General features: G+C 70.7%; 15 protein-coding genes. 10 read left to right on the plus strand and 5 right to left on the minus strand.

The window, feature by feature from the left end; all coding sequences use genetic code 11:
* Window positions 1-67: 67 nt before the first annotated feature.
* Genes OG622_RS09840 through OG622_RS09855 form a run of 4 tightly spaced genes read left to right on the plus strand, consistent with a single transcriptional unit; the run spans window position 68 to window position 3,379 of the window.
* Window positions 68-1,024 (plus strand): ABC transporter substrate-binding protein, encoded by a 957-nt coding sequence (locus OG622_RS09840; protein ID WP_371574915.1) that lies wholly within the window; start codon window positions 68-70, stop codon window positions 1,022-1,024.
* Entirely contained in the window at window positions 1,021-1,794 is a 774-nt protein-coding gene (locus OG622_RS09845) for an ABC transporter permease (RefSeq protein ID WP_371574916.1), read from the plus strand. The genes OG622_RS09840 and OG622_RS09845 overlap by 4 nt, the downstream gene beginning before the upstream one ends.
* Complete coding sequence (locus tag OG622_RS09850) at window positions 1,791-2,570, plus strand: ABC transporter permease (protein WP_371574918.1); 780 nt, start codon at window positions 1,791-1,793, stop codon at window positions 2,568-2,570. Before OG622_RS09845 ends, OG622_RS09850 begins: the two co-directional genes overlap by 4 nt.
* A gap of 23 nt (window positions 2,571-2,593) precedes the next feature.
* Window positions 2,594-3,379: an ABC transporter ATP-binding protein gene (locus tag OG622_RS09855; protein ID WP_371584049.1), complete on the plus strand. Its 786-nt coding sequence runs from the start codon at window positions 2,594-2,596 to the stop codon at window positions 3,377-3,379.
* A 69-nt stretch (window positions 3,380-3,448) separates the two neighbouring features.
* On the opposite strand, the gene OG622_RS09860 is transcribed toward OG622_RS09855, so the two are convergent.
* Complete coding sequence (locus OG622_RS09860; protein WP_371574919.1) at window positions 3,449-4,132, minus strand: hypothetical protein; 684 nt, start codon at window positions 4,130-4,132, stop codon at window positions 3,449-3,451.
* Between the two features lie 274 nt (window positions 4,133-4,406).
* On the opposite strand from OG622_RS09860, the gene OG622_RS09865 reads away from it, so the two are divergent.
* The 5 genes from OG622_RS09865 (at window position 4,407) to OG622_RS09885 (ending at window position 8,668) form a co-directional block, all read left to right on the plus strand.
* A complete protein-coding gene (locus tag OG622_RS09865) occupies window positions 4,407-5,063 on the plus strand; it encodes a helix-turn-helix domain-containing protein (protein WP_371574920.1) in 657 nt (218 codons plus the stop codon).
* Between the two features lie 31 nt (window positions 5,064-5,094).
* A complete protein-coding gene (locus OG622_RS09870; RefSeq protein ID WP_371584050.1) occupies window positions 5,095-5,625 on the plus strand; it encodes a toxin-antitoxin system, toxin component in 531 nt (176 codons plus the stop codon).
* Window positions 5,626-5,694: 69 nt separating this feature from the next.
* Window positions 5,695-6,903, plus strand: coding sequence for an MAB_1171c family putative transporter (locus OG622_RS09875; RefSeq protein ID WP_371574922.1), 1,209 nt, complete (start codon window positions 5,695-5,697; stop codon window positions 6,901-6,903).
* Window positions 6,887-8,314 (plus strand): FAD-dependent monooxygenase, encoded by a 1,428-nt coding sequence (locus tag OG622_RS09880; protein ID WP_371574924.1) that lies wholly within the window; start codon window positions 6,887-6,889, stop codon window positions 8,312-8,314. The genes OG622_RS09875 and OG622_RS09880 overlap by 17 nt, the downstream gene beginning before the upstream one ends.
* Window positions 8,315-8,440: 126 nt before the next feature.
* Window positions 8,441-8,668 (plus strand): hypothetical protein, encoded by a 228-nt coding sequence (locus OG622_RS09885; RefSeq protein ID WP_371574925.1) that lies wholly within the window; start codon window positions 8,441-8,443, stop codon window positions 8,666-8,668.
* A 204-nt stretch (window positions 8,669-8,872) separates the two neighbouring features.
* On the opposite strand, the gene OG622_RS09890 is transcribed toward OG622_RS09885, so the two are convergent.
* Window positions 8,873-9,925: an amidohydrolase family protein gene (locus tag OG622_RS09890; RefSeq protein ID WP_371574927.1), complete on the minus strand. Its 1,053-nt coding sequence runs from the start codon at window positions 9,923-9,925 to the stop codon at window positions 8,873-8,875.
* Window positions 9,926-10,184: 259 nt separating this feature from the next.
* Between OG622_RS09890 and OG622_RS09895 the strand changes: the two genes are divergently transcribed.
* Window positions 10,185-10,913, plus strand: a complete 729-nt coding sequence (locus OG622_RS09895) for a TetR/AcrR family transcriptional regulator (protein ID WP_371574929.1) — start codon at window positions 10,185-10,187, stop codon at window positions 10,911-10,913.
* Between the two features lie 325 nt (window positions 10,914-11,238).
* On the opposite strand, the gene OG622_RS09900 is transcribed toward OG622_RS09895, so the two are convergent.
* From OG622_RS09900 to OG622_RS09910, 3 genes are read right to left on the minus strand one after another with little or no spacing between them, the layout of a single operon-like run.
* Window positions 11,239-12,210: a polyprenyl synthetase family protein gene (locus OG622_RS09900; protein WP_371574930.1), complete on the minus strand. Its 972-nt coding sequence runs from the start codon at window positions 12,208-12,210 to the stop codon at window positions 11,239-11,241.
* Window positions 12,207-12,911: a 4'-phosphopantetheinyl transferase gene (locus tag OG622_RS09905; protein WP_371574932.1), complete on the minus strand. Its 705-nt coding sequence runs from the start codon at window positions 12,909-12,911 to the stop codon at window positions 12,207-12,209. The genes OG622_RS09900 and OG622_RS09905 overlap by 4 nt, the downstream gene beginning before the upstream one ends.
* Complete coding sequence (locus tag OG622_RS09910; protein ID WP_371574934.1) at window positions 12,856-13,794, minus strand: metallophosphoesterase; 939 nt, start codon at window positions 13,792-13,794, stop codon at window positions 12,856-12,858. Before OG622_RS09910 ends, OG622_RS09905 begins: the two co-directional genes overlap by 56 nt.
* Between the last annotated feature and the right edge of the window lie 28 nt (window positions 13,795-13,822).

Below are 13,822 nucleotides of genomic sequence, written 5' to 3' on the forward strand. Positions count from 1 at the left end.
TTCCCGCTGAGCACTTCTGTGCGGTGTGCGCACAGCCTGTAGGAGAGCGTTCCCACCAGGGGGAGTCATGCGTCGTCTGCTCATCGGTCTCGCGGCCGGTGCCTTGTTCGTCACCGCGACGGCCTGCGGTTCGTCCGGCTCCGGGGCTTCCTCGTCCGGCGGCACCACCACGCTCAGGCTCGGTGTGATCCCCATCATCGATGTCGCCCCCATGTACCTGGGCGAGAAGAAGGGCTTCTACAAGAAGCGCGGGCTCGAACTGGAGCCGACGCTCGCCCAGGGCGGCGCGGCGATCGTGCCGGGTGTCGTCTCCGGCCAGTTCGACTTCGGCTTCAGCAACATGACCTCCCTGCTGGTCGCCCAGTCCAAGAACGTGCCGGTCAAGGCCGTGGTGAACGGTGTCGCCTCCACCGGCAGGGTGGGCGCCGACTTCGCGGAGATCGCCGTGAAGAAGGGCAGCCCCATGAAGTCCGCCAGCGATCTGGAGGGCAAGAAGGTCGCGGTCAACACCTTCGGCAACATCTGCGACACCTCGGTCAACGAGTCGGTCCGCAAGGCCGGCGGCGACCCGTCCCAGGTGGAGTACGTGGAGCTGCCGTTCGACCAGATGCCGGCCGCGCTCGCCAAGGGGCAGGTCGACGCGGCCTGTGTCGTGGAGCCCGCCCTCGCCACCATCAAGTCCCAGGGCGGCACCGTACTGGCGTCGAACTTCGTCGACGTGTCCCCGTTCCTCACCGTGGCCATGTACTTCACCTCCCAGCAGTACGCCGAGAAGAACCCGGAGCTGGTGAAGAAGTTCCAGGAGGCCACGGCGGAGTCGCTCGCGTACGCCGACGAGCACCCGGACGAGGTCCGCCAGATCATCACCACGTACACGAAGATCCCGGAGAACCTGCTGGAGACGGTGGTCCTGCCCCACTGGCCCGCCGAGCCGGACCGCGACTCCATCCAGCGGCTCGCCGACTTGGGCCAGAAGGACGGCCTGTTCGAGAAGGCTCCGGACCTGGACAAGCTGCTGCCGTGAGGGGTGCCGACGCGCTTCTCGGCGCGACCGGGCTCGCGGGGTTCCTCGCCCTCTGGGAAGCGGTCCCGCGGCTCGGCCTCGTCGAGGACGACTATCTCCCGCCGGTCAGCCGGGTCGCCGGCGCCCTCGCCCGCGAACTCGCCGACGAGGCGTTCTGGTGGGCGCTCGGTGACACCCTCACCGGCTGGGCGGTCGGGCTCCTGATCGCCGTGACGGCCGGGATCCTCACGGGGGTCGTCATCGCCGTCGTGCCGTATCTGCGCGAGGCGACGTCCTCGACGATCGAGTTCCTGCGCCCGATCCCCTCGGTCGCCCTGATCCCCCTGGCCGTCCTGCTGTTCGGCAGCGAACTGCGGTCGGTGCTCCTGCTGGTGGTCTACGCGTCCTTCTGGCAGATCCTGATCCAGACCCTGTACGGCGTCCAGGACGTCGACCCGGTCGCCGAGGAGACCGCCCGCTCCTACGGCCTCGGGACCTGGGCGCGGGTCCGGCACGTCCTGTGGCCCACCGCCCTGCCGTACGTCATGACGGGTGTCCGGCTGGCCGCCGCCGTGGCCCTCATTCTGGCGGTGACGGCCGAACTCGTCATCGGGGCGCCGGGGTTGGGCCGGCGCATCTCGGTCGCGCAGACCTCGCAGGCGGTTCCGGAGATGTACGCCCTGGTCGTGGTGACCGGGCTGCTGGGGCTGATCGTCAACGTGGGTGCCCGCACGGTGGAGCGGCGGGCGCTGGCCTGGCACCAGTCGGTGCGCGGGGAGGTGGCGGTGTGAGACCGGTTCTGCTGCGGCTGGTGTTCGCCGTCGCCCTCCCCCTCGTTCTGGTCACCGTCTGGTGGTTCGCGTCGGACGGCAGTACCGATGTGTTCTGGCCGCCCCTGCGCACGATCCTCACCACCTTTCCGGACGTCTGGACGGCCGAGCGGCTGCGCGCCGACGTCCTGCCCAGCCTGCTGCGCCTGTCCGCCGGCTACGCGCTGGCGGCCGTGGCCGGTGTCGCGCTCGGCACGGTCATCGGCTCCTACCGCCGGGTGCGGGCGCTGTGCGAACCGGTCCTCGAATTCCTGCGGGCCGTGCCGCCGCCGGTGCTCGTCCCGGTCATCATGCTGTTCGCGGGCATCGGCGACACGATGAAGATCGCCGTCATCGCGAGCGGCTGCGTCTGGCCGATCCTGCTCAACACCGTCGAAGGTGTACGGGCGGTGGACTCCGTGCTGTCCGAGACGGCCCGGTCGTACGGCATCACGGGCACGGCCCGGCTGCGGAACGTCGTCCTGCCCTCGGCGAGCCCGCAGATCTTCGCGGGCCTGCGCCAGGCGCTGTCCCTCGGCATCATCCTCATGGTCATCAGCGAGATGTCGGTGTCCAGCAACGGGCTGGGCTACACCATCGTCCAGGCCCAGCGCGGTTTCGCGATCCCCGAGATGTGGACCGGCATCCTCGTCCTCGGTCTGATCGGGTTCCTGCTGTCCGTCGTCTTCCGGCTGGTCGAGCGGCGCGTGCTCGGCTGGTACCACGGTCTGCGCGCGTCATCACGGCGGTCGTGGTGACACTTGAGGAGGGGCGGCGGGCGATGCTCGACGTACGGGGCCTGCGGAAGGTCTACGAGGGTTCCGGGCGCCGGGTGGAGGCGGTGCGGGACCTCACCTTCACCGTCGACGCGGGCGAACTGGTCTGTCTGGTGGGCCCGTCGGGCTGCGGCAAGTCGACCCTGCTGAAGTGTGTGGCCGGGCTGCTGAACCCCACGGCCGGTGAAATCCTCCTGGGGGGACGGCCGGTGGACGGTCCACCGCCGGGCATGGCGGTCGTCTTCCAGGAGTACGGGCGCAGTCTGTTCCCCTGGATGCGGGTCCGCGACAACGTCGAACTGCCGCTGAGGCAGAAGAGGTCGAGCAGGAGCCGGCGGCGTGAGCTGGTCGACGACGCGCTCGCCTCCGTCGGCCTGTCCGACGCGGCGGGCGCGTATCCCTGGCAGCTGTCCGGCGGTATGCAGCAGCGGGTCGCCATCGCCCGCGCGCTGGCGTTCGAGCCGGACGTGCTGCTGATGGACGAGCCGTTCGCGGCGGTCGACGCCCAGACCCGCGCCGATCTGGAGGACCTCGTGCGGGACCTGTGGCGGGAGCGGGGCATCACGGTCCTCTTCGTCACCCACGACATCGACGAGGCCGTCTACCTCGGCGAGCGCGTGCTGGTCCTCTCCGCCTCCCCCACCGTCGTGCGGGAACAGCTCACGATCGACCTCCCCGCCGAACGCGACCAGCTGAACACCCGCGTGGCACCGCGCTTCGCGGAACTGCGGACCCATGTGTACGAGCAGATCCAGGCGGCGAAGCGGGGTGTCCCCCTGGACAAGGGGTGACGTCAGGGGACGCTCGTGGCCCGGCGCCGTCGGCGACCTGAACGCCGGCGGCGCCGGAGGGGGCGCGGCTCACCTCCCGGGGGAGGTCACCACGCTCAGATGGCTCGTGGCGGCGTGCCGGGGGCGGCGGGTCCTGCGCACGGGTTCGGACGGGCGGCCCACCTCGCGCAGGACGAGGGTCATGCGGTGGTAGCCCATGTCGCGGAGGGTGTCGGGGCTCTCGCCGACGACCCGGCAGTGGGTGGCACCCCAGCGCGGGTCCGGGTGGACCAGGGGGCGTACGGCGCCGTCGTGCCGGGCGGCCTGGGGGCCGACCGTGCGGAGCCAGTGCGGGAGGCCGTGGCGGTAGGCGGCGTCCATGATCGGGTCCTGGGCGATGTCCCGGCGGATGGACTGCAGACCACGGTCCTGGGGGTGGTGCTCCACCGCGGCGGCGAAGTGGGCGAGCATCGGCAGGCACCAGCTGGACTCGTGGTCACCGAGGACCGTGGCGGCGTCCGGGTGGAAGAGCACGAACCGGATGAAGTTGTCGTCCGGCAGGGCCGTCGGGTGCGGTCCCACGCCATGGAAGAGGTTCCGGAACGCGGCGTTGGCCAGGACGACGTCCCAGCGGTGGTCGAGGACGACGGACGGAAACAGGACGGAATCCAGCAACACGCCGTAGTCCTGTAGGTACGCCTGTGCTTCCCGGGCTTCGAGACTGTCGGGGACGGGCCGCGGTACCGACCGCTGCCCTCCTGCCTGGTACGCCATCGGGAGGTCACCCCTCTTGCCTATGCGGCCTTCACGCGGCGCCCTGATCCTGCTGCCCCAAGCGGAGTTGTGTCAACTATCGTGGCATTCGGCGCCTGTTGACGGCTGAATCTCGCCACAGTTGTGGCGAGACCTGGATGTGAGTTCGACCCAACCGCTAGTCTCCCCGCAGTTCACGGTGTACTTGCCGAGACCGGGGTCTCGCGCCAGGCTTGGATCCACGGATTCCGCAGTACCGCGAAATTGGCCTGAGAGAGACGTAGGAGATCTGTCGGTGACGGATGGCTTCGAGGTTCCGGACGCCGCGGCGACGGTTCTGCTGCCGGCCGTCGTGGCCCGGGTCACCGCGCTGGCGGACAAGCTGCGCGTGCGGCACATGGAGGTCTTCGACACCCGACGGCTCTCGGTCGCGTCGGGGGTGTCGGAAGCGGTGGTGAAAGCCCTGCTGAGCGGGCAGCGCGCCGGTGAGCCCGACGTCCAGGCCCGTTTTCTGCAGCGCCTGGACCTGTTGCGCCGCACCCGGCTCAAGCCCAACGGCCGTAAGTACACCCAGCAGGAGATCGCCGACGGCGCCGGTATGTCGCGCCAGCAGGCGGGTGCCCTGATCAACGGGGACCGGCGTCCCACGATGGAGCACTGCGACGCCATCCAGCGCTTCTTCCGCGTACACGCCGGTTTCCTCACCGCCGAGGACCCCGAGGCGCTGGCGAGCGCCCTGATGCGGACCGAGCAGGAGCTTCTCCAGCAGCTCGCCGACCGTGAGCGCGCGGCGGCCGAGGCCGCGGACGACCCGTTGCAGCGGCTGCTGCAGAACCACGGGGTGCGCTCCATCGCCTGGCGGGCGGCACAGCTGCCCACCGACCAGCACCGCGACAAGGTGGCGGAGTGGCTGGACATGCTGCTGGAGAGCGTCAAGCGGCCCGAGTCCTGACCGGGGGAGATCTGTGGGCATCGGAAAGGAAATGCGCCGTCTGTGCGGCGAGTTGGTCGGCGAACTCACGCTGCCGGCACCGGCGGACCCCGCCGACCTCTACGGCGCCCTGTGCGACGCCATGAGCAGACGCCGCGGCCGCCCCGTCCACTACCGCATGGCCCCCTTCCCACCGGGCACGGCCAGCGGGCTGTGGCTGGACATGGCCGAGCAGGACCTGGTCGTCATCGAGGAACGCACCGCGCCCGACCACCAGTTGGTGATCCTCGGCCACGAGCTGTGGCACATGCAGGCCGGGCACTGTGGCCGGCACGTGGAGGGTGCCACGGTCGCCGCACGCTTATTGAGCCAGGACGCCGATCTGCACGCGACGGTGCTCAAGGTCGCCGCCCGCACCCGCTTCGACCTGACGGACGAGCAGGACGCCGAGAGCTTCGGACTGCTGCTGGCCAGCAAGTGCCGTACCTGGCTCGCCGGTTCGGCGCTGCGCGGGCCGGTGCGCCGCGATCACCTGGCCGGCCGCATCGGGGCGTCGCTGGGCTACCGCGGACCGCAGGGCTGAGCGGCCGGAAAAGCCGAGACGCAGAGACTCAGAAACGCAGAGACGCAGAGACGCAGAGACGCCGAAACCATGGACGGGTCCAGCTACTACATACCTGCCGTCGCGATGACGATCGCCCTCGCCTCGAAGACACCCGCGCTGCTGCGGAACTGGGGCGACCCCCTGATCAGGTCGGTGTGCGCCCTGATGACGCTGGCCGCCCTGGTCTTCTGCTTCGCCGCGCCGCCGACGATCAGCGAGGTCAACCGCGTCACCGGCGTCACCAACGTCTCGGCCGCCGTGGTCTACCTCCTGCTGAGCGCCTTCAGCGGCTCCTGCCTGGTACTGATCACCAACTGGCGGGGCGGCCCGCCCGGGACGACGCGTCGCCTCTCGCACCGCTGGATCGCCGGGTACGGCGCGGTGTGCGCGGCGATCGTGCTGCTGTTCGTGCTCGGCGAGGCCCCCGTGGAGCGGGTGCGGGACTTCGACACGTACTACGCCACGACCCCGTTCCTGCGCGAGATGATCGTGCTGTATCTGATCGGGTTCACCGCCGCGGGCGTCGCGATGAACGTCATGTGCTGGCGCTGGGCGCTGCAGGTGCGCGGCTGGCTGCGTGCCGGGCTGGTGATCATCGCCTTCGGTTTCCTGCTCAACGTCCCGTTCGCGGCGGTCAAGCTGATCGCCGTGGTCGCCCGCTGGCAGGGTGGCGACCTGGACTACCTGAGCACGTACGTCGCCCCCTGGCTGTCGTCCGCCGGCGCGCAGATCTGCGCGCTCGGCTTCTGTCTGCCGCTGGCCGGAGAACGCCTCGGCGACTCCTGGACCATCTGGTCCATGTACCGTCGGCTCGGCCCGCTGTGGCGGGAGTTGCGCCCCGTCTGGGCCCAGGCGAGCCACGATGTGCGAATCTCCTGGTGGGCACCGGCCCGGCTGCAGATGACACAGCGGGAGTCCGACATCCACGACGGCATGCTCAGCCTGTACCCGTACTTCGACTCGGGGGTGCGTGCCAAGGCGTACGACGCCGCCGTCGCGGCGGGTTCAGAGCCCGTCCAGGCACGGGCCGAGGCCGACGCGGCGATGGTGACGGCGGCGGTACGGGCCAAGGAGGACGACCCGGAGGGCCGGGTCATCAGCTCCGCCACGGCCGACGCCCCCGCCCCGCCGGCCGAGAACCCCCGTGACCTCGTACGGATGTCCATCGCCCTGCGTCAGTCACCCGTCGTAGCGGCCGCCCGTGAATGGGCCGCCGCGACCAGGTCAGAGAGCGACTTCCATGAGCGAACCCGTTAGCGGCCCGCCCGACACCGCGGTCACGACCTCCCGGCGTGCCGTCGTCGTCGGTGCGGGCCTGGCCGGCCTGCTGGCCGCCGCCGCGCTGCGCGACCACGCCGAGGTCACCGTCGTCGAACGCGACGCGCTGTCCGAGGGGCCCGAACCCCGCAAGGGCGTGCCCCAGGCCCGGCACGCCCATCTGCTGTGGTCCGGCGGTGCCCGCGCGATGGAGGAGCTGCTGCCGGGGGTCACGGACGCCTGGTTGGCGGCCGGTGCGCGGCGCATCCCGCTGCCGACCGGTCTGGTCTCCCTGTCGGCCCAGGGCTGGGTGCGGCGCTGGCCCGAGATGGAGTTCATGATCGCGTGCAGCCGCGATCTGCTGGAGTCGGTCGTCCGCGCCCGGCTCCTCGCCGGGCCCCGGGTCACCCTCCTCGACCGCACCGAGATCCTGGGCCTGGCAGGCGACGCCTCCCGGGTGACGGGGCTACGGGTCCGTCCCGCCGAGGGCGAGGAGCGGGTGCTCACCGCCGATCTGGTGGTGGACGCCACCGGCCGTGGTTCGCGCGGTTCCGCCTGGCTCGACGCGCTCGGGGTCCCGCCCGCGCCGATGGACGAGGTCGACTCCGGTCTCGTGTACGCCAGCCGGATCTTCCGGGCGCCCGCGGGCACCGAGGAGTACCCGGTGGTCAATGTGCAGCCGGACGGGTCGCAGCCGGTGCCGGGGCGCAGCGCCACCCTCGTGCCCATCGAGGACGGGCGCTGGCTGGTGACGCTGTCGGGCACCCGAGGAGGTCAACCGACCACCCTCCCCGAGGAGTTCGAGGCGTTCGCACGCGACATCAGACATCCGGTCGTCGGTGAGCTGATCGCCCGCGCCGAGCCCTTGACGGACGTCGTGGTCACCCGCAGCACGATCAACCGGCGGCGCTTCTTCGAGAGGGTGTCCGACTGGCCCGACGGCTTCGTCGCGATCGGCGACTCGGTCGCCACGTACAACCCGATCTACGGCCACGGCATGTCCGTCGCCGCCCAGAGCGCCCTGGTGCTGCGAGATCGGGTCGCCGCGCACGGCCTGACGGCCCCCCGGCTCGCGCGCCGGATCCAGAAGGCCGTGGCGGTTCCGGTCTCCCTCGCCTGGGAGCTGGCCACCGGCACGGACATCCGCTACCCGGAGGCCATCGGCAAGCGGCCGAACCCCGTGCAGAGGCTCTTCGGCCGCTATGTGGAGCGGCTGATCAGGACGGCGCTCGGCCGGCCCCTGGTCTGCAAGGCGTACCTCGGGGTGGTCACCCTCACCGAGCCGATCGGCGCCCTCGTCAGACCGGAGGTCGTGCTGGCGGTGCTGCGCGGCCCGGTCAAGTCCCCGTTGACAGAACCGCCGCTGACGGACCATGAGCGGGAGACGGTGCTGGGGACGGCACGGCGGTAGCCCCCGCGCGACATCCGCGCGCGGGAGAGCGGGATTGTCAGTGGCGGACGGCAAGCTGGGAGTGTGCCACCCGTATGCCGGGGCGGGCACGGAGTTTCGCCGATCCGACCAGGGGAGAGCCGTTCGATGCCGACCGCCGTACTGACCGACCGCGAGCGCGCCGCCGTACAGGCCTATCTGCGGCTGCTGGGGACCGTACGAGCAGCGTTCGACGGGCCCGGGGAGTCACGCCGACCACCCGTGGTGCCGCCCGCCGCGCTCGCCGAGGCGGAGCAGGCACTGGCGGCGGCGGGACTCTCGGGCAACGAGGAGGAGTTCTTCCAGTTGTTGCGGAGCTGGTGCCCGGAGGTCTGAGCGGGGGCGGCGACGGTCCGCCGGGCGTCCCGGTGGACCGTCGACGTTCTCCGGCGCCCCAGGTGTACTGACCCGAGAGGTCGGGGCGCGTGCGGTTGAAGCGTTCGGCCTTCCTCCACCCGGAAGTCGGCGCCGGCTTGGCGTGATGCGAGAAGGCTTGCACAGTGCCCCCGGCAGTGGCCGGGCCCTGACCGGATACCTTGGTCAGCGTTTGGCCGTGACCTGCCCGGTCAGCTTCTCCCAGTTGCCGGATCCGATCGCGGCCTTTTCCTCATGGCTGAACGGCGCCTGCTCGAGGAACGAGCGGGCGACCCCGTTGGAGGTGTCGAGGAAGGGGAATCCGCCCGGTCGGGTCCCGAATGTATAGGGGTAGTCGGTGGAGTACATCATGCGCTCCGTCCCGACGACCTCCGAGGTCCACCGCATGTAGCGCTCGCTGACCGTGCCGCTGCCGCACACCCAGAAGTTCTGCGTGAAGTAGTCGGCCAGCGGGCGTTCCAGCTTCGCGTTGTGCGCCATGATCCCGGTGTGGTCCAGGTAGAACAGGACGACCTCGCCCCAGTGGCCGGCGATCACCTGAAGCTCGGGGTGCCGGTCGAACACCCCGGAGAAGATCATCCGCAGGTACTGGATGCCCAGGTCGAAGTACCAGCCCAGCCCTGCCGTCGCGAGCCCCATACCAGTGCTGCGCGCCGGCCCGACGCCGTCGTCGAAGCCCGAGTAGTACGCGTCCAGAACCGGCTTCACAGGGGTCTGCGGGTGGAAGTGCAGCGGGACTCCCAGTCGCGCGGCGGCCGCGTAGAGGTCGTCGAACTCCCGGGCGTCGGCGAGCTTGTCGCCGGTGCGCCCGTAGAGCATCGCGCCGGGGAACCCGAGTTGGGTGACCGCGCGCTCCAGTTCGGCCGCGGCGGCCTCGGGCGCCGCGGTGGGAATGGCGGCGAAGGCTTGAAAGCGGTCGGGCCGCCCGGCCACGATCTCGGCCAACGTGTCGTTGGCCTCGCGCGCTACGGAGACGGCGTCCGCGGCGCTGAGGTTCTGCACGCCCGGCGAGGCCAGGGACACGACCGCGACGTCGATGCCCTGGTCGTCCATATCGGCCAGGCGCTGCTCGCCGAAGTCCCGCAACCGCCGGGCGAAGGGCTCGTCGCCGAACCCGAGCTGCGGGATCTGCGGCACCCCCGCCTTGGCCCACGCGTCGAGCAGCGCGGGCAGGGCGATGTGTTCCTCGAGAGCCACGATCTTGATCTTGTCCGGCATTGCGTACTCCTGTTGTCAGTGATGCCTCTCGGGGCAAGCGCGTGCGGGCCCCGAACGGCCGATGCCCTTCGGTCCCGGGGCCTTGCCGAGACGACTCGCGGTACGTGCTGCCGCGTCTGCCGGTATGCGCCGAATCCGCCGTCCGGACTGCCCGCCGGCTCGGGTACCAAGCGGCATCCATTCGACTGATTCCATCGGCAACACCTGGACAGTATCATTGATACTGGCGATGATTCATCGCAGCTCTTATCATTGATCCATGCCTCGAGGAACAAAGAACGACGTCACCCCCGCCCCCGGCGGGCGCGAGCTCACCCGCCGACGCGTGATCGAGGCCGCCGCGGACCTGCTCGCGCGCGTGGGCCGCGATGCGGTCACCACCCGTGCGGTCGCGGCCGCGGCCGGATTGCAGCCCCCGGCGATCTACCGCCACTTCGCCGACATGGACGAACTGCTCGATGCGGTGGCCGAGCACGGCTACGCCACGTTCCTGGCGGCCAAACACGCCGCCCCCAACCCCAGCGACCCGGTCGAGGACCTGCGCGCGGGCTGGGACCTCGCCGTCGAGTTCGGGCTCGCCAACCCCGCGCTGTACGCGATGATGTACGGCGAGCCCAGGCGCGGCACGACGTCTGCCGCGTTCCAGGCAGGCATGGAGATTCTGCTGGGCCGCATTCGCCGTCTCGCCGCCGCTGGTTGGCTACGCGTCGAGGAGCACCTCGCGGCCGCGATCATCCACGCGACCGCGCGCGGGGCCGTGCTTACCTGGTTGTCGATGCCCGACGATCAACGCGACCCGGCCCTGCTCATGTGCCTGCGAGAAGCCATGGTCGCCGCCGTCACCAACCAGAAGCCCGACGTGCAGGACCCGGGCCCGGCCGGTGCGGCCCGGGCCCTGCGCGCCGCACTGCCCGAACAGACAACCCTGAGCAGCGCAGAGCAGCACCTGCTCAACGAATGGCTCGGCCGTCTCGCGGCCGACGGGTAACCGGTACGCCACCGCGAGCCTGCGGGCCTTCTGGGAACATCAGTGATCAAGCCCGGGGCTGTGATGGAAACGGGCTGCCGCCTCGTCGGGACAGTGTTGCGATGGGGTGGACGGCCCATGTCGCACCCCGAGTCCCGCCTCGCGGTTGCGGACCGGATCAGCCTTCTCCGAGATCGTGCAAGTGAGTGCCGGTGCAGGTAGGAGCGGTAGCCACCTGCTCCGCCCGCGCGTTCAGCTTCGTTCCCGGCCGGCCCGGCACTGCTTGGAGCATCCTCCAGGACCTGTTGGAACTGCGCCCTGTCACCAACCTCTGTGGACAGAACACCTAGGTCAGGTACATCCCGCCGGCCTGCTCCACCAGCCGGCGCAGGGCCGGCACATAGGCCTCGTCGCCGCCCAGTTCGTCGAGCACACCGTGCGCCTCGGCGCGCAGCACCGCGAGGTCCTTCTCGAAGCGACGGAGGACGGCGGGGGCGAGCAGCAGCGCGCGGAGTTCCGCGCGGGCCTGGGCGGAACTCCGTGCGGCGACGCCGAGTTCCGCGACCCGCGCCCTCGATCCGGGTGGCGTCTCCTCCAGGGCGCAGGCGAGGAGGTAGGTGACCGTGCCGTTGCGCAGGTCCTCGTCGCGGCCGGAGAGAAGGTCTTCCTGGTCGTTGAAGAACTGCCAGAGAATGCCGAAAGTACTGCCGAATCTCCGCCACAGCTCGGTTCGTTCGGTCCCGGCGCCGGAGAGAATCGCGGCCATCGTCGTGATCATGCCGAAAGGGGCACCGGACTTCCCTCGACAGGCGGCGACGACCGCGTCCCGCGAAATGTTCTCCCTGTCCCCGCGCAGATCCCGCAACTGGCCTTCCACGGCGTCGATACAGCAGCCGACGATCTCGGCGGTGAGGGCGTTGCGCACCGCGTCCGGGACCGGCTGGGCCTGGACGATCCTGATGGGAAGGGCCTGTCCGCAGAGGACGGACGCCAACAGCGCCTCGTTCCCGTCGAGTCCGGCGGGGGTGTGGGCGCCGTGGCCGTCGGCCAGGTCGTCGAGGTAGCACGCGGAGGTCCACCACAGGACATGCACGGCCGCCAGGGGGACGGCCGGTCCCGGGGTGCCCGTCTCGGCGGCGTGCACGAGGAGCGGGAGCACGGACAGCGGGTATCTCAGCCGCTGGTGGTCCAGCAGCCCGGATATGGATCTCCGTACCGCTTCGGACGAGGGCCCGAGACTTTCCAGGGCGGCCGCGATCTCCGCGTCGATGTCCGGCGACACCTGTCTGTGCAGATCCACAGAGGAGAGGGAGTTCATCCGGCTTGCTCGTCCACCGTGGGGAAGGGCACCGACACCGCCGTCGCCACCAGTCCTTGCCGGACCGTCCAGCGACCGTCGAAGGCGTCGACGCGACGGCCGTCCACCACCGGACCGGGCACGAGGAGTTCGGCGCGCAGTGCGCCGGAGCGGCCGCCGGGGTCGACGGACACCTCGATGTCGGCCTCCGAGAAGTCCAGCCACCGCCCGGTGAGCGGGAACCACGCCTTGTAGACGGACTCCTTGGCGCTGAAGAGCAGCCGGTCCCAGTGCACCGAGGGGTCGTCGGCGGTCAGCCGGCGCAGCCGGGTCGTCTCCGAGGGGAGGGCTATCGCCGTCAGGACGCCCTCGGGCAGGACGTCGTGGGGTTCGGCGTCGATGCCGAGGGAGGCGAGGTCGCCGACGCGGACCAGGGCGGCGGCCGCGTACCCCTCGCAGTGGGTCATGCTGCCGGTCAGCCCGTCCGGCCAGCCGGGGGCACCGCGCTCGCCGGGCACGATCGCGCACGGCGACACGCCGAGCTTCTCCATGGCCCGCCGGGCGCAGCCGCGGACGACGGTGAACTCGCGGCGCCGCTTCGGTACCGCGCGCGCCACGACCGCCTCCTCCTCGGGGTACAGCTCGATCCCCTCGGCGGCGGCCGCGTCATGGGCGTGCGCCTCCACGACCACGACCGCTCCCGGGAGCAGTTCCTCGATCACCGGCTTGGACCTCCATCGGCAGAATGCGGCGCAGCCTGCCCGGCGGTCCCGGACGCGGCCGCCACTCGCGGGGGTAACCCACGGACACCTCTTCGAAACGGACCCCGTCCAGCCAGGTGGTCCGCGGGATGTGCAGGTGGCCGTAGACCATGACCTCGACGCGGAAGCGCCGGTGCCAGTCGGCGGTCAGTTCCGTGCCGCACCACATGGCGAACTCGGGGTAGTGCAGGACGTCCATGGGGTGCCGGTCCAGCGGGTAGTGGTTGACCAGCACCGTGGGCAGGTCGGGCGGCAGCTCGGCGAGCCTGCGTTCGGTCTCGGCGACCCGGGCGCGGCACCAGTCGTCGCGGCTCGGGTACGGGTCGGGGTGCAGCACATGCTCGTCGGTGCAGACGATGCCGGTGGAGTGCGCGTACGCGAGGCCCTCTTCCTTCGTCGCGCAGCCCTTGGGCAGGAACGAGTAGTCGTACAGGAGGAACAGCGGAGCGATCACCACCGGGCCGCCGGGCCCCTCCCAGCGGGGGTACGGGTCCTCCGGGGTGACGACACCCAGTTCCCGGCAGAGGGCGACCAGGTGCTCGTACCGCTCGACGCCCCGGTACGGGACGGTCTCGCTGGGGTGGGTCCACAGCTCATGGTTGCCCGGCACCCACACGACCTTGGCGAAGCGGCCGGCGAGCGTCTCCAGGGCCCAGCGGATGTCGGCGACGGTCTCGGCGACGTCACCGGCCACGAGGAGCCAGTCGTCGTCGGTCTCGGGGCGCATCTGCTCGACGAGGGCGCGGTTCTCCGGATAGCCGATGTGCAGATCACTGATGGCCAGCAGATTTCCGTGACTCCCGACACTCGACTCCACCCGCACTCCCTTCTGAACGTCGAACATCAACACGAGAACACACGGGCGTACCAGC

It is taken from the genome of Streptomyces sp. NBC_01314, from assembly GCF_041435215.1.
Taxonomy (GTDB): domain Bacteria; phylum Actinomycetota; class Actinomycetes; order Streptomycetales; family Streptomycetaceae; genus Streptomyces.

Excerpts from the sequence above, each read along its gene's own strand:
- OG622_RS09895 (WP_371574929.1), top strand. The coding sequence starts at position 10,185 with ATGCCTCGAGGAACAAAGAACGACGTCACCCCCGCCCCCGGCGGGCGC.
- OG622_RS09870 (WP_371584050.1), top strand. The coding sequence starts at position 5,095 with ATGCGCCGTCTGTGCGGCGAGTTGGTCGGCGAACTCACGCTGCCGGCA.
- OG622_RS09855 (WP_371584049.1), top strand. The coding sequence starts at position 2,594 with ATGCTCGACGTACGGGGCCTGCGGAAGGTCTACGAGGGTTCCGGGCGC.
- OG622_RS09890 (WP_371574927.1), bottom strand. The coding sequence starts at position 9,925 with ATGCCGGACAAGATCAAGATCGTGGCTCTCGAGGAACACATCGCCCTG.
- OG622_RS09875 (WP_371574922.1), top strand. The coding sequence starts at position 5,695 with ATGGACGGGTCCAGCTACTACATACCTGCCGTCGCGATGACGATCGCC.
- OG622_RS09860 (WP_371574919.1), bottom strand. The coding sequence starts at position 4,132 with ATGGCGTACCAGGCAGGAGGGCAGCGGTCGGTACCGCGGCCCGTCCCC.
- OG622_RS09900 (WP_371574930.1), bottom strand. The coding sequence starts at position 12,210 with ATGAACTCCCTCTCCTCTGTGGATCTGCACAGACAGGTGTCGCCGGAC.
- OG622_RS09880 (WP_371574924.1), top strand. The coding sequence starts at position 6,887 with ATGAGCGAACCCGTTAGCGGCCCGCCCGACACCGCGGTCACGACCTCC.
- OG622_RS09910 (WP_371574934.1), bottom strand. The coding sequence starts at position 13,794 with ATGTTCGACGTTCAGAAGGGAGTGCGGGTGGAGTCGAGTGTCGGGAGT.
- OG622_RS09840 (WP_371574915.1), top strand. The coding sequence starts at position 68 with ATGCGTCGTCTGCTCATCGGTCTCGCGGCCGGTGCCTTGTTCGTCACC.
- OG622_RS09885 (WP_371574925.1), top strand. The coding sequence starts at position 8,441 with ATGCCGACCGCCGTACTGACCGACCGCGAGCGCGCCGCCGTACAGGCC.